Source organism: Pseudomonas sp. Tun-23181 (assembly GCF_057415455.1).
Window position 1 is genome coordinate 5,661,533 of sequence record NZ_CM171630.1, and the last position, 24,305, is coordinate 5,685,837.

Below are 24,305 nucleotides of genomic sequence, written 5' to 3' on the forward strand. Positions count from 1 at the left end.
GGCCCACAAAGCCCGCGCTCATTACCTATGAAGATATGAGACCAGCAGGGGCTTCCGGGCTGGTACCCGGAAAATCTGCAGGATCCTCGGTGGCGTGGTTCAGTCGCTGTACTCGGACTTTTCCAGGTTTGCTGTGGCTCTTGCCGATCAGTCCCCTAACCGAGGGTGACCAAGCATGCAAGAAAGCGTGATGCAGCGCATGTGGGAAAGCGCCCACCTTTCAGGTGGTAACGCTGCATATGTGGAAGAGCTTTATGAGCTCTACCTGCACGACCCTAACGCTGTGCCAGAAGAGTGGCGCACTTACTTCCAGAAGTTGCCCGCCGACGGCAGCACCGCTACCGATGTATCGCACTCTACAATCCGCGACCATTTCGTACTGCTGGCGAAGAACCAGCGCCGCGCCCAGCCGGTTTCCGCCGGGAGCGTGAGCAGCGAACACGAGAAGAAGCAGGTTGAAGTACTGCGACTGATCCAGGCCTATCGTATGCGCGGTCATCAGGCTGCCAAGCTCGACCCGCTGGGGTTGTGGCAGCGCCCTGCGCCCGTAGACCTGTCGATCAATCACTACGGCTTGACCAATGCCGACCTTGATACGACCTTCCGTGCCGGCGACCTGTACATCGGCAAGGAGGAGGCGAGCCTACGCGAAATCTTCGACGCGTTGCAGAAGACATATTGTCGCACCATCGGCGCCGAGTTCACCCACATCGTCGATTCCGAGCAGCGCAGCTGGTTCCAGCAGCGCCTGGAAAGCGTCCGTGGCCGTCCCGAGTTCTCCGTCGACGCGCAGACCCACCTGCTCGAGCGCGTCACCGCGGCCGAGGGCCTGGAGAAGTACCTGGGCACCAAGTACCCAGGCACCAAGCGCTTCGGCCTGGAAGGTGGCGAGAGCCTGATCCCGATGCTGGACGAAATGATCCAGCGCTCCGGCTCCTACGGCACCAAGGAAGTCGTGATCGGCATGGCCCACCGTGGCCGTCTCAACGTGCTGGTCAACACCTTCGGCAAGAACCCGCGCGAGCTGTTCGACGAGTTCGAAGGCAAGAAGATGAACGAGCTGGGCTCCGGTGACGTGAAGTATCACCAGGGCTTCTCCTCCAACGTGATGACCACCGGCGGCGAAGTCCACCTGGCCATGGCGTTCAACCCTTCCCACCTGGAAATCGTCTCGCCGGTGGTGGAGGGTTCGGTGCGTGCCCGCCAGGACCGTCGCAACGACCGTGTCGGTGACAAGGTCCTGCCGATCTCGATCCACGGCGACGCGGCGTTCGCCGGCCAGGGCGTGGTCATGGAAACCTTCCAGATGTCGCAGACCCGCGGTTTCAAGACCGGCGGTACCGTGCACATCGTGATCAACAACCAGGTCGGTTTCACCATCAGCAACCCGCTGGACTCGCGTTCCACCGAGTACTGCACCGACGTCGCCAAGATGATCCAGGCGCCGATCCTGCACGTGAACGGCGATGACCCGGAAGCGGTGCTGTTCGTCACCCAGCTGGCCATCGACTATCGCATGCAGTTCAAGCGTGACGTGGTCATCGACCTGGTCTGCTACCGCCGTCGCGGCCACAACGAGGCCGACGAGCCGAGCGGCACCCAGCCGCTGATGTACCAGCAGATCGCCAAGCAGCGCACCACCCGCGAGCTGTACGCCGAGTCCCTGATCCAGGCCGGGCGTATCGACGCCGAGCGCGCCCAGGCCAAGATCGACGAGTACCGCAATGCGCTGGACAACGGCCTGCACGTGGTCAAGAGCCTGGTCAAGGAGCCGAACCGCGAGCTGTTCGTCGATTGGCGCCCATACCTGGGCCATGCCTGGACCGCCCGTCACGACACCCGCTTCGACCTCAAGACCCTGCAGGACCTGTCGGCCAAGCTGCTCGACCTGCCGGACGGCTTCGTGGTCCAGCGCCAGGTCTCGAAAATCTACGAAGACCGCCAGAAGATGCAGGCCGGCGGCCTGCCGATCAACTGGGGCTACGCCGAGACCATGGCCTACGCGACCCTGCTGTTCGAAGGCCACCCGGTGCGCATCACCGGCCAGGACGTAGGCCGCGGCACCTTCTCGCACCGCCATGCGGCGTTGCACAACCAGAAGGACGCCAGCACCTACCTGCCGCTGCAGAACCTGTTCGCCGGCCAGCCGAGCTTCGAGCTGTACGACTCCTTCCTGTCGGAAGAAGCGGTACTGGCCTTCGAATACGGCTACTCGACCACCACGCCGAACGCGCTGGTGATCTGGGAAGCCCAGTTCGGTGACTTCGCCAACGGCGCCCAGGTGGTGATCGACCAGTTCATCACCAGCGGCGAGCACAAGTGGGGGCGCCTGTGCGGCCTGACCATGCTGCTGCCGCACGGCTACGAAGGCCAGGGCCCCGAGCACTCCTCGGCACGCCTGGAGCGCTACCTGCAGCTGTGCGCCGAGCACAACATCCAGGTTTGCGTACCGACCACGCCGGCACAGATCTACCACCTGCTGCGTCGCCAGGTCATCCGTCCGCTGCGCAAGCCGCTGATCGTCCTGACGCCGAAGTCGCTGCTGCGCCACAAGCTGGCCATCTCGACCCTGGAAGAACTGGCCGAAGGCTCGTTCCAGACCGTGATCCCGGAAGTCGATGCCCACGACCCGGCCAAGGTCGAGCGCATCGTGCTGTGCAGCGGCAAGGTCTACTACGACCTGCTGGAAAAACGCCGTGCCGAAGGCCGCGAAGACATCGCCATCGTGCGTATCGAGCAGCTGTATCCGTTCCCTGAGGACGACCTGGTCGAGATCCTTGCTCCGTACACCAACCTCAAGCATGCGGTGTGGTGCCAGGAAGAACCGATGAACCAGGGCGCCTGGTACAGCAGCCAGCACCACATGCGCCGTATCCTGACCCGCCACAACAAGGCGCTGGTCCTGGAGTACGCCGGTCGCGAAGCGTCCGCCGCGCCCGCTTGTGGTTACGCATCGATGCACGCCGAGCAGCAGGAAAAACTGCTGCAGGATGCCTTCACTGTCTAATGCCTTCGCGCACCTGAAACCGAATTTAAGGAATCACTGATAATGGCTATCGAGATCAAAGCCCCAACCTTCCCGGAATCGGTCGCCGACGGCACCGTTGCCACCTGGCACAAGAAGCCGGGCGAAGCCGTCAAGCGTGACGAGCTGATCGTCGACATCGAGACCGACAAGGTCGTCCTGGAAGTCCTGGCCACCGCCGACGGCGTGCTGGGTGACATCGTCAAGGGCGAGGGCGACACCGTCCTGTCCGACGAAGTCCTGGGCTCGATCGTTGAAGGCGCCGCCGCCGCTGCCCCGGCTGCTGCACCTGCCGCTGCCGCCGCCGCTCCGGCTGCCGCCGACGCTGGCGAGGACGACCCGGTCGCTGCCCCGGCCGCACGCAAACTGGCTGAAGAAAACGGCATCGACCTGGCTGCCGTTGCCGGCACCGGCAAGGGTGGCCGCGTGACCAAGGAAGACGTGGTCGCCGCCATCGCCAACAAGAAGGCCGCGCCTGCCGCTGCTCCGGCTGCCAAGCCTGCCGCCGCCGCTGCCGCTGCAGTGGTCACCGCTGCTGGTGACCGCACCGAGAAGCGCGTGCCGATGACCCGCCTGCGCGCCAAGATCGCCGAGCGCCTGGTCGAAGCCCAGTCGAACATGGCCATGCTGACCACCTTCAACGAAGTGGACATGACCGAAGTCATGGCCCTGCGTTCGAAGTACAAGGATCTGTTCGAGAAGACCCACAACGGCGTGCGCCTGGGCTTCATGTCGTTCTTCGTCAAGGCTGCCACCGAAGCGCTGAAGCGCTTCCCGGCGGTCAACGCCTCGATCGACGGCAACGACATCGTCTACCATGGCTACGCCGACGTCGGTGTCGCGGTTTCCAGCGACCGTGGCCTGGTGGTGCCGGTCCTGCGCAACGCCGAGTCGATGAGCCTGGCCGAGATCGAGAACGGCATCGCCACCTTCGGCAAGAAGGCCCGTGAAGGCAAGCTGGCCATCGAAGAGATGACTGGCGGTACCTTCACCATCACCAACGGTGGTACCTTCGGTTCGATGATGTCGACCCCGATCGTCAACCCGCCGCAGGCAGCGATCCTGGGCATGCACAACATCATCCAGCGTCCGATGGCGATCAATGGCCAGGTGGTCATTCGCCCGATGATGTACCTGGCGCTGTCCTACGACCACCGCCTGATCGACGGTAAGGAAGCCGTGACCTTCCTGGTGACCATCAAGAACCTGCTGGAAGATCCAGCGCGTCTGCTGCTGGACATCTAATCACGCAGCTACGAGCTGCAAGCGACCCGCTTCCTGGGAAGCGGGGCGTCTTGCAGCTCGCGGCTTGTAGCTTGAAGCTGATAAGGAATCTTTTATGACCCAGAAATTCGACGTGGTGGTGATTGGTGCTGGTCCTGGCGGCTACGTTGCCGCGATCAAGGCTGCTCAGCTCGGCCTTTCGACCGCCTGCATCGAGAAATACACCGACGCCGAGGGCAAGCTGGCCCTGGGCGGTACCTGCCTGAACGTGGGTTGCATTCCTTCCAAGGCCCTGCTGGACAGCTCCTGGAAGTACAAGGAAGCCAAAGAGAGCTTCAACGTCCACGGTATCTCCACTGGCGAAGTGAAAATGGACGTCGCCGCGATGGTCGGTCGCAAGGCCGGCATCGTCAAGAACCTGACCGGTGGCGTCGCCACCCTGTTCAAGGCCAATGGCGTGACCTCGATCCAAGGGCACGGCAAGCTGCTGGCTGGCAAGAAGGTCGAAGTCACCAAGCCTGACGGTTCGGTCGAAGTCATCGAGGCCGAGAACGTGATCCTGGCCTCCGGTTCGCGTCCGATCGACATTCCGCCGGCTCCGGTCGACCAGAAAGTCATCGTCGACTCCACCGGCGCCCTGGAATTCCAGGCCGTGCCGAAGCGCCTGGGCGTGATCGGCGCTGGCGTCATCGGCCTGGAGCTGGGTTCGGTATGGGCCCGCCTGGGTGCCGAAGTCACCGTCCTGGAAGCCCTGGACACCTTCCTGATGGCCGCCGACACCGCGGTTTCCAAGGAAGCGCTGAAGACCCTGACCAAGCAGGGCCTGGACATCAAGCTGGGCGCCCGCGTGACCGGCTCGAAGGTCAACGGCGACGAAGTCGAAGTCACCTACACCGACGCCAACGGCGAACAGAAGATCGTCTTCGACAAGCTGATCGTCGCGGTCGGCCGCCGCCCGGTGACCACCGACCTGCTGGCCGCCGACAGCGGCGTGACCATCGACGAGCGTGGCTACATCTACGTCGATGACTACTGCGCCACCAGCGTGCCGGGCGTCTACGCCATCGGCGACGTGGTACGTGGCCTGATGCTGGCGCACAAGGCCTCGGAAGAGGGCATCATGGTGGTCGAGCGCATCAAGGGCCACAAGGCCCAGATGAACTACGACCTGATCCCGTCGGTCATCTACACCCACCCGGAAATCGCTTGGGTCGGCAAGACCGAACAGGCCTTGAAGGCCGAGGGCGTTGAGGTTAACGTGGGCACCTTCCCGTTCGCGGCCAGCGGCCGTGCGATGGCGGCCAACGATACCGGTGGTTTCGTCAAGGTCATCGCCGATGCCAAGACCGACCGCGTCCTGGGCGTTCACGTGATCGGCCCATCCGCTGCCGAGCTGGTCCAGCAGGGTGCGATCGCGATGGAATTCGGCACCAGCGCCGAAGACCTGGGCATGATGGTCTTCAGCCATCCGACCCTGTCCGAAGCGCTGCACGAAGCCGCGCTGGCAGTGAATGGCGGTGCCATTCACGTGGCCAACCGTAAGAAGCGTTAATTATAAGAAACCACGGCGGGCTGCCCGTCGTGGGTCTTGCGTGCAAGACTCACCGCGGAACGTCCGCCGGACCGGGCCCTCGGGACAACCCGCGGGTCAACGGTCACAGGTGGCGCGGCACCGGTAACGGTGCAGCGCCGAAGCGCAGTACCTAACGAAGACGGTAAAAAGCATGAATCTTCACGAGTATCAGGGTAAGCAGCTGTTCGCTGAATACGGCCTGCCAGTTTCCAAGGGTTTCGCTGTCGATACCCCTGAAGCTGCCGCAGAAGCCTGCGAAAAGATCGGCGGTTCCGAGTGGGTCGTAAAGGCCCAGGTCCACGCCGGCGGTCGCGGCAAGGCGGGCGGCGTCAAGCTGGTCAAGAGCAAGGAGGACGCCAAGGCGTTCGCCGCGCAGTGGCTGGGCAAGCGCCTGGTGACCTACCAGACCGACGCCAACGGCCAGCCAGTCAGCAAGATCCTGGTCGAATCCTGCACTGACATCGCCAAGGAACTCTACCTGGGCGCGGTCGTCGATCGTTCCAGCCGCCGCATCGTGTTCATGGCCTCCACCGAAGGTGGCGTGGACATCGAGAAGGTCGCGCACGACACTCCCGAGAAGATTCTCAAGGCCACCATCGACCCGCTGGTCGGCGCCCAGCCGTTCCAGGGCCGTGAGCTGGCGTTCAAGCTGGGCCTGGAAGGCAAGCAAGTCGCCCAGTTCGTCAAGATCTTCACCGGCCTGGCCAAGCTGTTCCAGGACTACGACCTGGCCCTGCTGGAAGTCAACCCGCTGGTCATCAAGGCCGACGGCGACCTGCACTGCCTGGACGCCAAGATCAACATCGACGGCAACGCGATCTATCGCCAGCCGAAGCTCAAGGCCATGCACGACCCGTCCCAGGACGACCCGCGTGAAGCCCACGCCGCCAGCTTCGAGCTGAACTACGTGGCCCTGGAAGGCAACATCGGCTGCATGGTCAACGGCGCAGGCCTGGCCATGGGTACCATGGACATCGTCAACCTGCACGGCGGCAAGCCGGCCAACTTCCTCGACGTTGGCGGTGGCGCTACCAAGGAACGCGTGACCGAAGCGTTCAAGATCATCCTGTCCGACAGCAATGTCGCGGCCGTGCTGGTCAACATCTTCGGTGGCATCGTTCGCTGCGACATGATCGCCGAAGGCATCATCGGTGCAGTGAAGGAAGTCGGCGTCAAGGTGCCGGTCGTGGTTCGCCTCGAAGGCAACAACGCCGAACTGGGCGCTAAAGTTCTGGCAGAAAGCGGTTTGAACATCATTGCGGCTACCAGCCTGACCGACGCTGCTCAACAAGTTGTCAAAGCTGCGGAGGGCAAGTAATGAGCGTCCTGATCAATAAAGACACCAAAGTCATCTGCCAGGGCTTCACCGGCTCGCAGGGCACTTTCCACTCCGAACAGGCCATCGCCTACGGCACCAAGATGGTTGGCGGCGTCACCCCGGGCAAGGGTGGCACCACCCACCTGGGCCTGCCGGTGTTCAACACCGTCAAGGAAGCCGTTGAGACCACCGGCGCCGAAGCCTCGGTGATCTACGTTCCGGCTCCTTTCTGCAAGGACTCGATCCTGGAAGCGGCCAACGCCGGCATCAAGCTGATCGTCTGCATCACCGAGGGTATTCCTACCCTCGACATGCTGGACGCCAAGGTCAAGTGCGACGAGCTGGGCGTACGCCTGATCGGCCCGAACTGCCCAGGCGTCATCACGCCGGGCGAGTGCAAGATCGGCATCATGCCGGGCCACATCCACCAGCCAGGCAAGGTCGGTATCGTTTCCCGTTCCGGCACCCTGACCTATGAAGCGGTCAAGCAGACCACCGACGCCGGCTTCGGCCAGTCGACCTGCGTTGGTATCGGTGGCGACCCGATCCCGGGCTCCAACTTCATCGATATCCTCAAGCTGTTCCAGGAAGACCCGCAGACCGAAGCGATCGTCATGATCGGTGAGATCGGTGGTTCCGCCGAGGAAGAGGCCGCGGCCTACATCAAGGCCAACGTCACCAAGCCTGTCGTTTCCTACATCGCCGGTGTTACCGCGCCTGCAGGTAAGCGCATGGGCCACGCTGGCGCCATCATCTCCGGTGGCAAGGGCACCGCGGACGAGAAGTTCGCCGCCCTGCAGGACGCCGGTGTGAAGACCGTGCGTTCCCTGGCTGACATCGGCAAGGCCCTGGCCGAGCTGACCGGTTGGGAAATCAAGAAGTAATACGCTTTACCCCCCACGCAACACAAAGGCCACCTTCGGGTGGCCTTTGTGTTTCTTGCGAGCAGGGATTCAACGCCCCCTGCGTCATGCACGATGAATTCGATCGGTTTGATAGGAATTTTCAGACAGACATCTCATCAGGTGCCTGAGAGAATTCTCGCAGCTCAGAGTCACCCAGACGACAAGAACATACGCACATCGGACAAGCACGACTGTACCAGTGCGTTTGCTGGGTAAAACGGTTACCCTACGCGCTCACTCTGTGCCCGTACCCCAAAAGGGAACGACACGCTAAACGGGTCTGGCTCATCAAGCCGGGCAGCATTTCCCCCGACCCATGGGGAAATCCCCTCACGAATCCCGATTTCAGCAGTGTGGTACTTCCTTAAATGAAAGTGTTGAAAGGCCAGGACATCCTGGCGCTTGGCTTTATGACGTTCGCGCTGTTCGTCGGCGCTGGCAATATCATCTTCCCGCCCATCGTCGGTCTGCAAGCCGGTCCGCACGTGTGGATGGCGGCACTGGGCTTTTTGGTCACGGCCGTTGGCCTGCCGGTCATCACCGTGGTCGCCCTGGCCAAGGTCGGTGGCGGCATGGACGCCCTGAGCAGCCCGATCGGCAAGTTCTTCGGCGGCCTGCTGGCTGCCGTGTGCTACCTGTCGGTCGGCCCGCTGTTCGCCACCCCACGCACCGCCACCGTGTCCTTCGAGGTGGGCGTGGCGCCGCTGACCGGTGAAAGCCCGCTGGCGTTGTTCATCTACAGCCTGGTGTATTTCCTGGTGGTGCTGGCGGTGTCCATGTACCCGGGCAAGCTGCTCGACACCGTCGGCCGCTTCCTCGCGCCGCTGAAGATCATCGCCCTGGCCGTGCTGGGCATCGCTGCCTTCGCGTTGCCGGCCGGGACCATCGGCGAGGCGCAACCGGCCTACGTGGCCTCACCGTTCTCCCAGGGCTTCATCAACGGCTACCTGACCATGGACACCCTGGGTGCGCTGGTCTTCGGCATCGTCATCGTCAACGCCATCCGTTCCCGGGGCGTCGAGTCGCCGAAGCTGATCACCCGCTACGCCATCATCGCGGGCCTGATCGCCGGTGTGGGCCTGGCCCTGGTGTACATCAGCCTGTTCCGCCTGGGTGCCGGCAGCCATGACATCGCCATGGGCGCCACCAACGGCGCGGCGGTTCTGCATGCCTACGTGCAGCACACCTTCGGCTCGCTGGGCAGCGGCTTCCTGGCCGTGCTGATCGCCCTGGCCTGCCTGGTCACCGCGGTCGGCCTGACCTGCGCTTGCGCGGAGTACTTCAGCCAGATCCTGCCGCTGTCGTACCGTGCGCTGGTGGTGATTCTCGCTGGTTTCTCGCTGCTGATCTCCAACCTGGGCCTGACCAAGCTGATCCTGTTCTCGATCCCGGTGCTGACCGCCATCTACCCGCCCTGCATCGTGGTGGTGGGCCTGAGCTTCTGCAAGGAGCTGTGGAACTCGCCGGTGCGCATCCTGGCGCCGGTGATGCTGGTATCCCTGCTGTTCGGCATGGTCGATGCGATCAAGGGCAGCAGCCTGGCGCACCTCCTGCCGGATGCCATGGCGCACCTGCCGCTGAGCGAGCAGGGCCTGGCCTGGTTGGTGCCGTCGGTGATCACCCTGGCCGCTGCCGTGGCCTGCGACCGTATGCTCGGCAAGCCGCGCGAGGCGCTGGCGTGATGCGTTGACACCGTCAGGTGGGCGCCGGCCACAAGCCGAAGGGCGCCCGTCGATGGTCGAGACCGAAACCCCGTGTCCGCAAGGGCACGGGGTTTTTTCATCGCAGGTCCCAATACCGGTCGGTTAGCAACATTGGCGCGCGGAGCGGCCCCGGTAGGGTGCCTGACAGTCTTAACCCCATCTCCTCCTGGATTTTTTACGACCAAGGCGTGCCTTTTCCGTCGACCGAGCGTCGAAAGCCGGTCTATATCATTCTGTGCACCGGAACGATCAGGAGCCTGCATGAGCTTCATACAAAGCAATCTGAGCAACCTGCTGGCGGTTTGCTGGTTCGCCCTTTGCTGGGGCGGCTACACCCGCTATGCCATCTGGAAAGGCCGTGACACCGCCTGCCTGGCCAGTGTGCTGCACCTCTACCGGGAAGACTGGATGCGCCGCATGCTGCTGCGCGACAACCGCATCGCCGACGCCAGCGTGATCGGCAACCTGGAGCGCAATGCCTCGTTCTTCGCCTCCAGTACGCTGATCATCCTGGCCGGCATCCTCACCGTGCTGGGCGCCTCGGACCGGGCGTTGTCGCTGCTGGCGGACCTGCCGCTGGTACAGCAGGCCTCCCAGGGGATGTCGGAAATCAAGCTGCTGTGCCTGGCGATGGTGTTCGTCTATGCCTTCTTCACTTTCAGTTGGTGCATGCGCCAGTACAACTTCGCCGCCGTGCTGGTCGGCTCGGCGCCCATGGTCGGTGAGCGCCAGGTCAACGAACTGGAGCGCAAGGCATTCGCATCGCGGGCGGCCCGGGTATTGTCGCTGGCAGCCAACCAGTTCAACTTCGGCCTGCGTTCGTATTATTTCGGCATGGCCATGTTGAGCTGGTTCATCAGCCCATGGCTGTTCATGGCCATGAGCGTTGGTGTGGTATTTATCCTCTATCGCCGGGAATTCCACTCCGATGTACTGGACGTCATGGTCTTCACGCCGACGGAACATGTACCGCAGGACGCGGGCAAGGAAAGTACCGGTAGCATTAACTGAAGCGTTTCATCTAAAGCGCCAGGCACAAAAAAACCCGACAATGTCGGGTTTTTTTGTATGTGCCGCTTACTGCTTGGCTGGCTCGGTCGGCGCGGTGTCCGGAGCAGGGGTGGCAGGTGCGGTTTCCGGAGCCGGCGTAGCCGGGGCGGCTTCCTCGGCGGCCTTCTGCTGCGCTTCGGCCTGATCTTTGGCGGCTTCGGCGTTTTCCTTGGCGGCCTCGTTCATCTTATCCTGAGCTTCGCCCATCTTCTCCTGGGCTTGCTCGGCGTGTTGCTGTGCGTCCTGGGCTTTGTCCTCGCTCGCTTTGTCGCAAGCGGCCAGACCCATGGCAGCGGCCAGCATCAGAGCAAAAGCAAAAGGTTTACGCATGGGGGTGTCTCTCCTTGGTGGAATAACTGACTTGTTCCTTCGAGTTCAAGTAAGCGGAATAAGTTCCGCAAACATGTCAGATATATAACACGCGGATCTATATGGACTTTTCACCGTTTTCATGCCGCTGTGAAATCGATCACGGAAATAGCCGCAGATGACCGATACGACCTTGATGGCCATGGCCGAACGTTTCTTGTCGGCCTTGAAACATTGCCAGCTGTTGCAGATGCGTGTGCATCATGCCGATGCCGACGGCATGACCCTGGTTCTGCCCTGGTCGCCGGCGATCGTCGGCAACCCGCAGACTGGCGCCGTCCATGGCGGCGCCCTGACCACGCTGATGGACACCACCTGCGGCATGGCGACCTTGTGCGCGCTGCCGCGCTTCGAAGTCTGCCCGACCCTCGACCTGCGCATCGACTACATGCATCCGGCCCAGGCGGGCAAGGACATCTTCGGCCATGCCCAATGCTACCGGGTGACCCGCGACGTGATCTTCACCCGTGGCACGGCCTACCAGGACGACTCCGCGCAGCCGATCTGCCAGGTGGTCGGCACCTTCATGCGCTTGGGCTCGCAGGTCAAGGGCGGAATCCATTTCGGCAACAGCCTCAAGGAGAGCAGGGCATGATTCCACGGGATGTCCGCGAACGTCTCAACCAGGCCCATGCCGTCGGTGACTACCGGCCCTTGCTGGCGTTGATCCCCTATGCCGGGCTGATCGGCATCGAATGCGAGCGCCAGGGCGACGACCTGCTGTTCCGCCTGCCTGCCAGCCAGGACAACATCGGCAACCCATTGCTGCCAGCGATCCATGGCGGCGTGATCGCAGGCTTCATGGAGCTGTCGGCGGCGCTGTACCTGCTGATCTACAGCGAAAGCGCCAGTATCCCGAAGATCATCGACTTCTCCATCGATTACCTGCGGGCCGGGCACTACCGCGACACTTTCGCCCAGTGCCAGCTGTGGCGCCAGGGCCGCCGGGTGACCAACGTCGCCATCACCGCCTGGCAGGGCGATCGCGACTCGCCGATCGCCACTGCCCGGGCCCATTTCAAGATCGAACCGGAAAAGCCCTTGAAATAGCCAAGCGAGCCCCCATCTGCAGGACATCCGCCATTCAACGCAGGCCACCGCGGCCGCCAGGCGACAACTGCAATCAGATCGGAGTTTTGAAGACCATGAGTGTGGAGACTCAAAAAGAAACCCTGGGCTTCCAGACCGAGGTGAAGCAACTGCTGCACCTCATGATCCATTCGCTGTACTCGAACAAGGAGATCTTCCTGCGCGAACTGATCTCCAACGCCTCCGACGCCGCCGACAAGCTGCGTTTCGAGGCCCTGGCCAAGCCTGAACTGCTCGAGGGCGATGCCGATCTGAAGATCCGCGTGAGCTTCGACAAGGATGCCGGCACCGTGACCCTCGAGGACAACGGTATCGGCATGAGCCGCGAGGACGTCATCACCCACCTGGGCACCATCGCCAAGTCCGGCACCGCCGACTTCATGAAGAGCCTGACCGGTGACCAGAAGAAGGACTCGCACCTGATCGGCCAGTTCGGCGTCGGCTTCTATTCGGCGTTCATCGTCGCCGACAAGGTCGACGTCTTCAGCCGTCGCGCCGGCTTGCCAGCCGCCGAGGGTGTGCACTGGTCGTCCAAGGGCGAGGGCGAGTTCGAAGTCGCCACCGTCGACAAGCCCCAGCGCGGCACCCGTATCGTCCTGCACCTGAAGAAGGGCGAGGAAGAGTTCGCCGACGGCTGGCGCCTGCGCAACATCGTCAAGAAATACTCCGACCACATCGCCCTGCCGATCGAGCTGCCCAAGCAGCAGCCTGCGGCCGCCGAGGGCGAGGAGCAGCCGGCCCAGGAATGGGAAACCGTCAACCGCGCCAGCGCCCTGTGGACCCGTCCGCGCACCGAGGTCAAGGACGAGGAGTACCAGGAGTTCTACAAGCACATCGCCCACGACTTCGAGAACCCGCTGGCCTGGAGCCACAACAAGGTCGAAGGCAAGCTGGAATACAACTCGCTGCTGTACGTGCCGGCCCGTGCGCCGTTCGACCTGTACCAGCGCGAAGCGCCACGCGGCCTGAAACTGTACGTGCAGCGCGTGTTCATCATGGACCAGGCCGAGTCGTTCCTGCCGCTGTACCTGCGTTTCATCAAGGGTGTGGTCGACTCCAACGACCTGTCGCTGAACGTCTCCCGCGAGATCCTGCAGAAGGACCCGATCATCGATTCGATGAAGACGGCCCTGACCAAGCGCGTGCTGGACATGCTGGAGAAGCTGGCGAAGAACGAGCCCGAGCAGTACAAGGGCTTCTGGAAGAACTTCGGTCAGGTGATGAAAGAGGGCCCGGCCGAGGACTTCGCCAACAAGGAGAAGATCGCCGGCCTGCTGCGCTTTGCCTCCACTCATGACGACAGTGGCGAGCAGAGCGTCGCCCTGGCCGACTACCTGGCCCGCGCCAAGGAAGGCCAGGACAAGATCTACTACCTGACCGGCGAAACCTACGCGCAGGTCAAGAACAGCCCGCACCTGGAAGTCTTCCGCAAGAAGGGCATCGAGGTCCTGCTGCTGACCGACCGCATCGACGAGTGGCTGATGAGCTACCTCAACGAGTTCGACGGCAAGGGCTTCGTCGATGTCGCCCGCGGCGACCTGGACCTGGGCCAGTTGGATTCCGAAGAAGACAAGAAAGCCCAGGAAGAGATTGCCAAGGAGAAGGAAGGCCTGGTCGAGCGCCTGAAGACCGCGCTGGGCGACAGCGTCGCCGAGGTGCGGGTCTCTCACCGCCTGACCGACTCGCCGGCGATCCTGGCCATCGGCGAACAGGACCTGGGCCTGCAGATGCGCCAGATCCTCGAAGCCAGCGGGCAGAAGGTACCGGAAGCCAAGCCGATCTTCGAGTTCAACCCGGGCCACCCGCTGATCGAGAAGCTGGACAACGAGCAGAGCGAGGATCGCTTCGCCGAGCTGTCGCACATCCTGTTCGACCAGGCGGCCCTGGCGGCCGGTGACAGCCTGAAGGATCCGGCGGCCTACGTTCGTCGCCTGAACAAGCTGCTGGTCGAGCTGTCTGCTTGAGTTGATGCAAGGAAAGCCCGCTTCGGCGCAATGCCGGTCAGTTAAGACTTTCAGTTGCCATTTGGGGCCGCTTCGCGCCCCATCGCCGGCAAGCCGGCTCCCACATTGTCCGTGCAAACCGCATCATGTGTGGTCGCCGCGGTCCCTGTGGGAGCCGGCTTTGCCGGCGATGGGCTGCAAGGTAGCCCCAAAAATGACAAAGCGCCGCTTAACTGACTGACATTGCGCTTCGGCGGGCTTTTTTCATGGTGCAAGGAGGGTTTGATGAGCAAGGTAATCGTCGAGTCGCTGGTCTATCACCTGTCGGGCAAGGCTTATGAGAGCCGCCTGGTCTACACGCCGGGCGCGTTGCCTCAGCCGGGCTTGGTGATGGCGCCGAACTGGATGGGGATTGGCGAGGGTGCCGAGCGGATCGCCAAGGAAGTGGCCGAGAAAGGCTATGTGGTGCTGATCGCCGACCTGTATGGGCAATCGGTGCGGCCATCCAACGCCGATGAGGCGGGGGCGGCGATGATGCCGCTGAAGAACGATCGCGGCGAGCTGCGCAAGCGCATGGAAGAAGCCCTGGCGCAATTGCTGGGGCAATCGAAGGCGCTGCTGGAGCCGGGCAAGGTGGCGGCTTTCGGTTTCTGCTTCGGTGGCTGTTGCGCCCTGGAACTGGCCCGTGCCGGGGCCGATCTCAAGGCCACGGTCTCCTTCCACGGCACCCTGGACACGCCGAACCCGGCCGATGCCAAGCGTATCCAGGGTTCGGTGCTGGTGCTGCACGGGGCGTCCGACCCATTGGTGGCCAAGGAGCAGTTGCCGGCCTTCGAGGATGAGATGAACGCCGCCAAGGTCGACTGGCAACTGGTCAGCTATGGTGGGGCGGTGCATTCGTTCACCGATCCTGGGGCGAACGTGCCGGGCAAGATGCAGTATGACCGGCGTACCTCGGAGCGGGCCTTCCGTGCCATGCACAACCTGCTGGCGGAGGTCTTCCAGGGCTGAGGTGCCTGGGTGGGGCCGCGAAGCGGCCCCACGTCAGCGAGGCAGTTCGATCCGCGAAGTCTCCCCCGGCACCCTGGGCCAGTCACCCGCCGCCCAGCGCGCACGGGCCTGTTCGATCAGCTCCGGATCGCTGGCCACGAAGTTCCAGTTCATCCGCCGTGGCCCATCCAGTGGCGCGCCGCCGATAAGCACCAGCTGGCATTCGCTTTGCGCGTACAGCGTCACCTCTTCGCCCTCCGGCAGCACGACCAGGCTGCACGGGTCGACCTCGTCCTCTCCGAGCAACAGTTCACCATCGAGCAGGTACAGGGCACGCTGCGCATGCTCCGTCGGCACGTTCAGGGTCGTGGCCGGCTGCATCCGCACATGGGCGTAGAGGGTAGGGGAGAGCACCGGCACTGGGGATCGCAGGCAGAAACCTTCGCCGGCGATCATGCAGATGCGCACGCCGAGGCTGTCGCTGACCGGCAGGCTGTCCGCTGGGTGGTGGCTGTAGCTGGCCGGCCCCTGCTCGGCCTCGCGTGGCGATGCCAGCCAGACCTGCAGGCCATGCAGGCGCGACCCTGCGGCCACGCTGTCCACGGGAGTGCGTTCGACATGGGCGACGCCGCGGCCGGCGGTCATCCAGCTGACCTCGCCGGGCAGCACGCGCTGCTCGGAGCCCAGGCTGTCCTTGTGCAGGATCTCGCCCTCGAACAGGTAGGTCAGGGTCGACAGGCCGATGTGCGGGTGCTGGCGGATGTCCATGCCGCTGCCCGGTGCGTAGTCGGTCTCCAGCATGTGGTCGAAGAACACGAAGGGGCCGACGCTGCGGCACTGGGCCGAAGGCAGCGGACGCAGGATGGGCTGGCCCTCGACCGATTCGGCGCGTGGGTGGATGACCAGTGGGCTGCTCATGACAGGGCTCCAGGCAAGGCGGTGGATGCCCCAAGCATAGCGGGTTGGCGGCCGTCGCTGAACCGTCCGCTGTGCTTGCCGGTCTACTCTGTTCGTACTTGGAGAAGGAAGCTGCCCATGATCGCCAGAGCACTGGCCTGCTTGCTGTTGTCTGGAGGGCTGTGCCTGGCCGCGCAGGCACGTGACTACCGCTACAGTGACGCCCACTTGCATTACGTCGATTTCTTCCAGGAGAGCGAGGGCATGCCGGCCTTGCTCAAGGCCATGGACGAGGCGGGGATCGAGCAATCGATGATCTCGGGCATCCCGGTGGCCAAGAAATGGCACGAGGATGAGCCCAAGCGCCCACGCTATTACGCCGGGGATGATGCCGATGCCTACTGGTACAGCGCTACCGATGTTTATGTGGCGGCCGCCCTGGAGCGCCTGCCGCCGGAGCAACGGCGTCGCTTCCATCCGTTTCTCAGTGGCTTCAACCCGGTGGACAAGAACGCCGTCAGCCATATCGAGCGCATGCTCGACCTGTATCCCGGGCTCTGGCAGGGGATCGGCGAGGTCTTCACCCGCCACGACGACCTCACCGCCCTGACCACCGGCGACACCCCCAGGGCCAACAACGAGGCCATGACCCGTATCTACCACCTGGCGGCCGAGCGTGACCTGCCGGTGTTGATCCACTCCAACGTCACTTCCAAGCGCGAGCGTAATCCGCTGTACCTGGCGGAAATCGAGGAGCCGCTGCGCAACCATCCGCATACCCGCTTCATCTGGGCCCATGCCGGGACCAGCATGGAGATCCACCGCCACCAGACGCGCATGAACTTCCTCCTGCCGCTGCTGAGCCGGCTGCTGGAGGACTATCCGAACCTGTATGTCGACCTGTCCTGGAGCGTGCTGGAGCCCTACCTGCTGGATGGGCAGGGCAAGCCCAGGCAGGCTTGGGTCGAGCTCGTGAAACGGTTTCCCGATCGTTTCATGCTAGGGTCCGATGTGGTCGGGCGGTTCTCCAGCCTGGGGGAGCAGATGCACGCCTTCGACCCGTTCCTGGATGCCTTGCCGCCAGAGGTGGCGGACAAGGTGGCGCGGGGCAATTTCCTGGCGGTACTGCCCAAAGGGCATTGAGCGGTCTGGATGGTATTGGGGCGCGAAGCGGTCCCGCACAGGCTGTGAGGGCGGCCTGGGAGGCGGTACAAAAGAAAACGCCCCGAACCGGTCGGGGCGTTTTCAACAGGCCTTCAAGGCATCACTTGCCCTGCCAGCGCTTGAGCACCAGGGTGGCGTTGGTGCCACCGAAGCCGAAGCTGTTGCTCATGACGGTGTCGACCTTGGCGTTTTCCTCGGTCTTGCACAGGATCGGCATGTCGGCGACTTCCGGGTCCAGCTCGTCGATGTTGGCGGAGCCGGCGATGAAGTTGTTTTCCATCATCAGCAGGCAGTAGATCGCTTCGTGGACACCGGCGGCGCCCAGGGAGTGGCCGGACAGGCTCTTGGTCGAGCTGATCTTCGGTGCCTTGTCGCCGAACACTTCGCGAACGCCCTTGATCTCGGCGACATCGCCGACCGGGGTCGAGGTGCCGTGGGTGTTCAGGTAGTCGATCGGGGCGTCGACGGTGGACAGCGCCTGCTGCATGCAGCGGATCGCGCCTTCGCCGCTCGGGGCGACCATGTCGTAGCCGTCGGAGGTGGCGCCGTAGCCGACGATCTCGGCATAGATCTTGGCGCCACGGGCCAGGGCGTGTTCCAGCTCCTCGACCACCACCATGCCACCACCGCCCGCGATGACGAAGCCATCACGGTCGGCGTCGTAGGCGCGCGAGGCCAGCTCCGGCGTCTCGTTGCGCTTGGTGGACAGGGCGCCCATGGCGTCGAACAGGAACGACTGGCTCCAGTGCTCTTCTTCACCGCCGCCGGCGAAGACGATGTCCTGCTTGCCCATCTGGATCTGCTCCATGGCGGTGCCGATGCAGTGTGCGCTGGTGGCGCAGGCCGAGGCGATGGAGTAGTTCAGGCCCTTGATCTTGAACGGCGTGGCCAGGCACGCCGAGACGGTGCTGCTCATGGTACGGGTGACGCGGTACGGGCCGACACGCTTGACGCCCTTCTCGCGCAGGATGTCCAGCGCTTCCATCTGGTTCAGGGTCGAGGCGCCGCCGCTGCCGGCGATCAGGCCGGTGCGCGGGTTGGACACCTGTTCTTCGGTCAGGCCCGAGTCCTTGATCGCCTGCTCCATGGCCAGGTAGGCATAGGCGGCGGCGTGGCCGACGAAGCGGAAGACCTTGCGGTCGATCAGTTCTTCGAGGTTGAGGTCGATGGAGCCGGAAACCTGGCTACGCAGCCCCATTTCCTTGTATTCCGGGTTGAAACGAATGCCCGGACGGCTCTTGCGCAGGTTTTCGGTGACGGTAGCTTTGTCATTGCCCAGGCACGATACGATGCCCAGACCAGTGATAACGACGCGGCGCATGCGAATAACCCTTAGAAATTGTCAGTGGAGGTGAACACGCCGACCCGCAGGCCTTCGGCGGTGTAGATCTCGCGGCCATCGACGCTGACCGAGCCATCGGCGATGGCCATGTTCAGCTTGCCCTTCAGGACGCGCTTGATGTGAATGTTGTAGGTGACCTTCTTCGCTTCCGGCAGGACCTGGCCGAAGAACTTCACTTCACCCGAGCCCAGCGCACGGCCACGGCCCGGCAGGCCCTGCCAGCCGAGGAAGAAACCGACCAACTGCCACATGGCGTCCAGGCCCAGGCAGCCCGGCATGACCGGATCGCCTTCGAAGTGGCAGGCGAAGAACCACAGGTCCGGATTGATATCCAGCTCGGCGACCAATTCACCTTTGCCGAACTTGCCGCCTTCCTCGCTGATATGGGTAATGCGATCGACCATCAGCATGTTCGGGGCGGGCAGTTGCGCATTACCGGGGCCGAACAGCTCACCGCGACTGCAGCGCAGCAGGTCTTCCCGAGTAAAGGCGTGTTGTTTGGTCATGCGAGCTCCTCAATAACCCCCTGCGGCAGGGGATGAATCTTCCCGGCCGGCCCGGAACCCTCTGAGTCCGGGGCGGCAGCCTACAGGTAGACTATTGCGTTGTGGTGAAAGTCACAGCGCACCTGGCAAAAGAAGTACAGGTGTGCACTGAAACCGGTATTTTCAGGCCCAGTGATGGGTTCTGTCCAGCCTCTAGACTGCCGCAATTTAGCTTTTATCGCCAGTCGCAGCTGTCTGCCCGGGCAGCCAACGTTGCAGGACCTGCTGCAGGTCGGTGCGCTTGAAGGGTTTGCTCAGGTAATCGTTCATCCCGATGGCCAGGCAGCGCTCGCGGTCGCCCTGCAGGGCATTGGCGGTCAGGGCGATGATCGGTACTTGGGCGCCGCGGGGTAGCAGGCGGATGCGCCGGGTGGCTTCGTAGCCGTCCATCCGGGGCAGGCGGCAGTCCATCAGCACGGCCGCGAACGACTGCTGCTGCACCTGCTCGATGGCCTGCAGGCCATCGAGCGCCACGCTGACATCGAAGCCCAGGCTACGCAGCATGGCCTCGATGACGCTCTGGTTGACCGGATTGTCCTCCACCAACAGGATCCGGCCGCCCAGGGCGGCAGGCTGGCCCTGCTCTACGTTGCCTGGGAGCAGGGCCGCAGGGGCGCTGGCCAAGGTCAGGGGGATCTCCAGGGTAAAGGTCGAGCCCAGGCCTTCACGGCTCTCGCCCCGCAAGCGGCCCCCCATGCGCTCGGCCAGGGTGCGGGCGATCGCCAGGCCCAGGCCGGTGCCGCCGTAGCGCCGGGAAATCGAGCTGTCGGCCTGCTGGAAGGCGACGAACATCATCTCCAGCCGTTCGTTGTCGATGCCGATACCGGTGTCGCGCACCGCACAGGTGAACCAGACCTGTTGCTGATCGAGCACCTGCCAGTGGGTCTGCACGTGCACTTCGCCTTGTTCGGTGAACTTCAGGGCGTTGCCGATCAGGTTCAGCAGGATCTGACGGATCCGGGTCGGGTCGCCCGTCACCTCCAGCCGCTCGATCCCCGGCTGCTGTTGCAGGCGCAGGTCCAGGCCACGCTGCTGAGCGCTGTGCTGGAACGATTGGACGCTGCTGGCGATCAGTTCGCCCAGGTTGAAGCCGATGTGTTCCAGCTCCAGGGCGGTGCGCTCGATCCGCGAGAAGTCGAGGATGTCGTTGATCACCTTGAGCAGGTGGCCGGTGGATTCGCTGGCCACCGCGGTGTATTCGGCCTGTTCGCTGGTCAGCTGGGTGGTTTCCAGCAACTGCAGCATGCCGAGCACGCCATTCATGGGGGTGCGCAGCTCATGGCTCATCATCGCCAGGAAGTCCGACTTGGCCCGGTTGGCCTGCTCGGCCTCCTCGCGGGCCTGGATCAATTGCGCGATGGCCTGTTTCTGCTCGTGGCTGGCTTGCTCCAGGGCGCTGGCCAGGTTGTTGATGTGACGGGCCAGGTGGCCCAGCTCGCTGTCGTCGACCACCGGGACCGGCGCATTGAACTCGCCCTGCTGGATCGCCTTGACCGCGTGGCCCATGTCGCTGATCGGCTTGGCCAGGCTCCTGGCCAGGCGTCGCGCCAGCAGGAAGGTGAACAGCAGGGCGAACAGGGCGAGGATGCCGGCCTTGATGACGATTTCCTGCTGGCGCTGGCTGAAGGCATCGTCGGACATGCCGACGATCACCCGCCCGAGGTAATCGTCGCCGACGCTCGGGGTGGGCATGTCGCCCTGTTGCAGGAAGTCGTCGTCCAGGCGGATCTGCTGCAGGCGGATGGGGGCCTGGAACACTTCCACGCGCTGGGACCGGCTGCTGTTCTCGCTGCCCTGTTCCACGTACACCAGGATGTGGTTGCGGCTGTCCTGCACCTCCAGGAAGCGCACGTGGGGAATGCTCAAGGTGGCCCGCATCAGGCTCTCCAGCACCTCGTTGTTGCCCGAGATCACCCCGTATTCGGAGGCCGGGGCCAGTTGGTTGGCGATCAGTTGGCCGGTGTGGTTGAGCTCCTGGCGCAGGTCCTGGATACGCACGAAGGTGAAGAAACTGATCAGCAGCAGGGTCAACAGGAGCGCTGGGCCCAGGCTGATGATCTGGGTACGGGTGTGGATGTCCCAGCTCAGGCGTCTGCTCATGGGGTGGGTTCTCCTTCGGCCAGGGCCAGGGCGGCGGCCTTCGGATCGATCGGCTCCAGGCCCAGGGCCCGTGCCACCTGCTGGTTGCCACTGACTCCGAAGTGCTCGGGGTAGAGGCTGCGCGGCCAGCGGGCCGGCGCCTGGTCGAGCAGCCGGTCGAGCACCGCCAGCCAGTCGTCCTGGTCGCTGTAGGTGCTCGCCAGGGCGCCGGCGCGGACGAAGCCGGCGCTTGGCCCGATCAAGGCCATTTGCCGGCCATAGCTGCTGAGCAGCACGTTCTTGGCGGTCGTGGAGTTGTACAGGTGGGGGTCGTCGATGCCCAGCAGCACGTCGCTGCTACCCAGCAGGTGCTGCAACGGACGACTGTCGCGCGGGTCGGGCCAGTCCTGGGCGACGATCTCCAGGCCCAGCGGGCTGGCGGCCAGGCGCAGTTCGTCGAGCAGGAAGCGGCTGTGCTCGCCGTACAGCACCCCGACCCGTCGTGCCTGGGGCAGCAGGTAGCGGGTCAGGCGTAGTTGCCGGGCCGGGGGCGGGTCGCTCCACAGCAGGCTGAGGAAGGCCGGACGGGCCTTGCCCAGGCGCTGTTCGGCCTGCACCCGGCTGACCCGCAAGGCCAGGGCGGGTGGCCCGGCTGCCTCGGTCATGCGCCAGTCGAGGGCGACGCCGTCGAGCAGCACCAGGCGGATGTCGGCTTTCAACTGGCCCGGGCGTGGCAGCTCGGTCACTGTCTGGAAACGTACCTGGTCGTGGCTGCGACGTGCGTCCAGGGCCGCGACGAAGCTGCGGATACCGGGCTGGTCTTCGGCGCCGACCAGCAGGACTTCGCCGGCCGACAGCGACCCCAGCGGCCACAGGCATAACAGCAGCAGGCCCAGCAGGCGGCGCATCAGAACTCAAGCTCCGCGCTGACGCTCAGGCGGTGGCGGCTGTCATAGCGGTTCTGCGGGGCGGTGATCGGCTCGTCGTCCAGGCGCTGCTGCCAGAGCGCGGCCAGTTCCAGGCTGGTGCCCTGCAGGCGAATGCGCTTGGCCAGGCGCAGGTCGAGGCGCTCGTAGCGGTATTGGTTGAGGGCGTCGTCGCCATAGTAGAACAGCGCGCTGGACCAGCCGTCGCCCCAGTCGCGCATCCACCCGGCCGAGCCACTGTTGCGGGCACTGAGACGGCGGTCGGCGGGGTTGCTGGCCCAGGCGTCGACATAGGCATAGGTCAGGCGCAAGCGGTCGTGCTGGGTGGGGCGCCAGTCCAGTTGCGCCTCGCTGCCGCTGAAGCGGGCCTTGTTGGCATTGCTGGCGATGTATTGGTTGTTGCGCAGCGGCTCGCTGATCATGCCGGTGATCTCGTCATAGAACAGCTTCACGTCCATGCTCAGGTCGATGTCGCTGAAGTGGCCGTTGTAGCCCAGCTCCCGCGAGCGCATGCGCTCCTGGTCGAGGTTGCCCGGGCCACGGGTCTTGACGAAATACTCGGCGTGCTGCTGGCCGAACGCGGTGGGGCTGAGGTTGTTGACCCGGTAGCTCCAGTTGACGTTGTTCTCGAACATGTCGGGCGAGCGCACCGCTTCGGAGTACACCGCGCGCAGGCCGTGGCGCGGGGTGATCAGGTAGTTGACCGCCAGGCGCGGGGTCAGTGAGCTGCCAGAGAGGCGGGTGTCCTCGAACATCGCCCCACCCTGGAGGATCCAGTGCTCATCGGCGCGCCATTCCAACTGGCCGAACAGGCGCCAGGTCTGGTCGTCCAGGGCGCCGTTGAAATAGGTCTGCGAATCGGCCCGGTCGTAGCGGTAGTTCATGCCGCTGAGCAGGCGCAGGTTGTCGGTCAGGCTGAGGGTGTCCTGGATCTCCAGGTCGTAGCGGGTCTCGCGGGTGCTCTGGTCGACGTCGCCGCACACCACCTGCTTGCCGCCGAGGTTGTCCCACTGGTTCTTGATCTGGTCGCGCAGGGCCTGCTGCACCGGGTCGCTGCTGTTGGGCGGGTCGAAAGCCCGGCGGGCCACCTGCTCGGCGTAGTCGGGGTTCAGTTGCCACAGCCGGGTCAGTTCGGGGCTGAACGCCAGGGCCGCGTCACAGGCACGCCACACCTGCTGGCGGTCGAAGTGCTGGGCCGAACCCTGGACGTACAGGCTGTGCTCGGGGTTGAAATCGATGTTCCAGCGCACCGAGCCTGCGTAGTCCTTGGCGTTGACGTCGGCGTTGTCGCCACGGGCGGTGACGAAGGGAAACACCGGCTCGTAGGTGTAGGGCCGCTGGTTGCTGCCTTCCTTGGCCGCCAGTTGCCATTCCAGGGTCTGGTTGGGCGCCAGGTTGTGGCTGACGCTGAGGTTGAAGCGGTTCAGGCGTCGGCTGTCGCGGTAGTCCTGGCCGAACTGGTCGCTGTCGAAGCCGTCGTCCTGCATGCCGGACAGTGACAGGCGCAGGTCGCCACCGTCCCAGCCGAAACCATGGCTGACGTAGTAGTCGTTGATGCCGTCCTGGCCGCGGGTGACCTTCAGCCGCGTGCCATGGCTGTCGGCGGGGTTGCGGGTGAGGATGTTGACCACCGCCATCAGGGCGTTGGCGCCATAGCTGACGGTATTGGGGCCACGGAACACTTCGATCCGCTCGATGTCTTCCATTGCCAGCGGGATGTCGCTCCAGTCCACCGTGGCCAAGCCAGCGCGGTACACCGAGCGGCCATCGATCAGTACCTGCATGCGCCGGGCGTCGTTGACGTTGCTGCCGTGGTAATTGACCGTCGGCTGGTTGCCGGCGCCATAGCCGATCATCATCCCCGGCACCAGGCGCATGAGCTCGGGAATGTCTCGGGCGCCGCTGGCACGGATCAGCTCGCGGTCGAGCACGGTCATGCTGCCGGGCACCGCCGCGGGGGACTGTTTCAGGCGGGTGGCGGTCAGAATCTGTGGCAGGTCCTGGTTGTCGAGGAACAGGTCGTCGGCCACGGCCGGCCCGCCCACCAGGGCAGTCAGCAATAGCAGGCGAGGGAAGGGTGGCGTGCCAGGGAACACGGTACGGCCTTGTTTCAGGGATGAGTCAGGCATGTTAACCGACCGTGGGGGTTTTTCCAGTCGGGCG

The 24,305-nt window shown here is 64.0% G+C and carries 19 protein-coding genes; 12 read left to right on the forward strand and 7 right to left on the reverse strand.

Going from position 1 to position 24,305, the window contains the following annotated elements:
- Nucleotides 1-175 precede the first annotated feature (175 nt).
- The 7 genes from ACDI39_RS26620 to ACDI39_RS26650 all read left to right on the forward strand — a co-directional run bounded on the left by ACDI39_RS26620 (nt 176) and on the right by ACDI39_RS26650 (nt 10,759).
- The gene (locus ACDI39_RS26620) at nt 176-3,007 is read left to right on the forward strand and encodes a 2-oxoglutarate dehydrogenase E1 component (protein WP_253080416.1); all 2,832 of its coding nucleotides are present in this window, start codon (nt 176-178) and stop codon (nt 3,005-3,007) included.
- A 42-nt stretch (nt 3,008-3,049) separates the two neighbouring features.
- Entirely contained in the window at nt 3,050-4,270 is a 1,221-nt protein-coding gene (odhB, locus tag ACDI39_RS26625) for a 2-oxoglutarate dehydrogenase complex dihydrolipoyllysine-residue succinyltransferase (RefSeq protein ID WP_253167903.1), read from the forward strand.
- A 94-nt stretch (nt 4,271-4,364) separates the two neighbouring features.
- Nucleotides 4,365-5,801: a dihydrolipoyl dehydrogenase gene (gene lpdA / locus ACDI39_RS26630; RefSeq protein ID WP_225790385.1), complete on the forward strand. Its 1,437-nt coding sequence runs from the start codon at nt 4,365-4,367 to the stop codon at nt 5,799-5,801.
- 172 nt (nt 5,802-5,973) lie between these two features.
- A complete protein-coding gene (sucC, locus tag ACDI39_RS26635) occupies nt 5,974-7,140 on the forward strand; it encodes an ADP-forming succinate--CoA ligase subunit beta (protein WP_225790386.1) in 1,167 nt (388 codons plus the stop codon).
- Nucleotides 7,140-8,024, forward strand: a complete 885-nt coding sequence (sucD, locus tag ACDI39_RS26640; protein WP_225790387.1) for a succinate--CoA ligase subunit alpha — start codon at nt 7,140-7,142, stop codon at nt 8,022-8,024. Before sucC ends, sucD begins: the two co-directional genes overlap by 1 nt.
- 389 nt (nt 8,025-8,413) lie before the next feature.
- On the forward strand, nt 8,414-9,727 hold the full coding sequence (gene brnQ, locus ACDI39_RS26645; RefSeq protein ID WP_225790388.1) for a branched-chain amino acid transport system II carrier protein: 1,314 nt from the start codon (nt 8,414-8,416) through the stop codon (nt 9,725-9,727).
- A gap of 282 nt (nt 9,728-10,009) precedes the next feature.
- Nucleotides 10,010-10,759, forward strand: coding sequence for a DUF599 domain-containing protein (locus tag ACDI39_RS26650; protein ID WP_253091003.1), 750 nt, complete (start codon nt 10,010-10,012; stop codon nt 10,757-10,759).
- Between the two features lie 66 nt (nt 10,760-10,825).
- Here the strand turns inward: ACDI39_RS26650 and ACDI39_RS26655 are convergent, their stop codons facing one another.
- A complete protein-coding gene (locus ACDI39_RS26655; RefSeq protein ID WP_225790390.1) occupies nt 10,826-11,128 on the reverse strand; it encodes a hypothetical protein in 303 nt (100 codons plus the stop codon).
- Between the two features lie 157 nt (nt 11,129-11,285).
- On the opposite strand from ACDI39_RS26655, the gene ACDI39_RS26660 reads away from it, so the two are divergent.
- The 4 genes from ACDI39_RS26660 (at nt 11,286) to ACDI39_RS26675 (ending at nt 15,210) form a co-directional block, all read left to right on the forward strand.
- Nucleotides 11,286-11,762 (forward strand): PaaI family thioesterase, encoded by a 477-nt coding sequence (locus ACDI39_RS26660; protein ID WP_225790391.1) that lies wholly within the window; start codon nt 11,286-11,288, stop codon nt 11,760-11,762.
- Nucleotides 11,759-12,217: a PaaI family thioesterase gene (locus ACDI39_RS26665; protein WP_225790392.1), complete on the forward strand. Its 459-nt coding sequence runs from the start codon at nt 11,759-11,761 to the stop codon at nt 12,215-12,217. Before ACDI39_RS26660 ends, ACDI39_RS26665 begins: the two co-directional genes overlap by 4 nt.
- Before the next feature lie 95 nt (nt 12,218-12,312).
- Complete coding sequence (gene htpG / locus ACDI39_RS26670; protein ID WP_225790393.1) at nt 12,313-14,220, forward strand: molecular chaperone HtpG; 1,908 nt, start codon at nt 12,313-12,315, stop codon at nt 14,218-14,220.
- A gap of 264 nt (nt 14,221-14,484) precedes the next feature.
- A complete protein-coding gene (locus ACDI39_RS26675; protein WP_225790394.1) occupies nt 14,485-15,210 on the forward strand; it encodes a dienelactone hydrolase family protein in 726 nt (241 codons plus the stop codon).
- A gap of 33 nt (nt 15,211-15,243) precedes the next feature.
- Here the strand turns inward: ACDI39_RS26675 and ACDI39_RS26680 are convergent, their stop codons facing one another.
- Complete coding sequence (locus tag ACDI39_RS26680) at nt 15,244-16,107, reverse strand: pirin family protein (protein WP_253081564.1); 864 nt, start codon at nt 16,105-16,107, stop codon at nt 15,244-15,246.
- A gap of 117 nt (nt 16,108-16,224) precedes the next feature.
- Here ACDI39_RS26680 and ACDI39_RS26685 point away from each other — a divergent pair, with 117 nt between their 5' ends.
- Nucleotides 16,225-17,229 carry an amidohydrolase family protein gene (locus ACDI39_RS26685; protein WP_253168394.1) on the forward strand — a complete coding sequence of 335 codons (1,005 nt, stop codon included), beginning with the start codon at nt 16,225-16,227 and terminating at the stop codon, nt 17,227-17,229.
- Between the two features lie 121 nt (nt 17,230-17,350).
- On the opposite strand, the gene fabB is transcribed toward ACDI39_RS26685, so the two are convergent.
- The 5 genes from fabB to ACDI39_RS26710 all read right to left on the reverse strand — a co-directional run bounded on the left by fabB (nt 17,351) and on the right by ACDI39_RS26710 (nt 24,271).
- The gene (fabB, locus tag ACDI39_RS26690) at nt 17,351-18,571 is read right to left on the reverse strand and encodes a beta-ketoacyl-ACP synthase I (RefSeq protein ID WP_225790397.1); all 1,221 of its coding nucleotides are present in this window, start codon (nt 18,569-18,571) and stop codon (nt 17,351-17,353) included.
- Between the two features lie 11 nt (nt 18,572-18,582).
- Nucleotides 18,583-19,098: a 3-hydroxyacyl-[acyl-carrier-protein] dehydratase FabA gene (gene fabA / locus ACDI39_RS26695; RefSeq protein WP_028690473.1), complete on the reverse strand. Its 516-nt coding sequence runs from the start codon at nt 19,096-19,098 to the stop codon at nt 18,583-18,585.
- A 207-nt stretch (nt 19,099-19,305) separates the two neighbouring features.
- Nucleotides 19,306-21,237 carry a response regulator gene (locus ACDI39_RS26700; RefSeq protein WP_253168393.1) on the reverse strand — a complete coding sequence of 644 codons (1,932 nt, stop codon included), beginning with the start codon at nt 21,235-21,237 and terminating at the stop codon, nt 19,306-19,308.
- Nucleotides 21,234-22,124 carry an ABC transporter substrate-binding protein gene (locus ACDI39_RS26705; protein ID WP_253091001.1) on the reverse strand — a complete coding sequence of 297 codons (891 nt, stop codon included), beginning with the start codon at nt 22,122-22,124 and terminating at the stop codon, nt 21,234-21,236. Before ACDI39_RS26705 ends, ACDI39_RS26700 begins: the two co-directional genes overlap by 4 nt.
- Entirely contained in the window at nt 22,124-24,271 is a 2,148-nt protein-coding gene (locus tag ACDI39_RS26710; protein ID WP_253091000.1) for a TonB-dependent receptor plug domain-containing protein, read from the reverse strand. Before ACDI39_RS26710 ends, ACDI39_RS26705 begins: the two co-directional genes overlap by 1 nt.
- Nucleotides 24,272-24,305 lie beyond the last annotated feature (34 nt).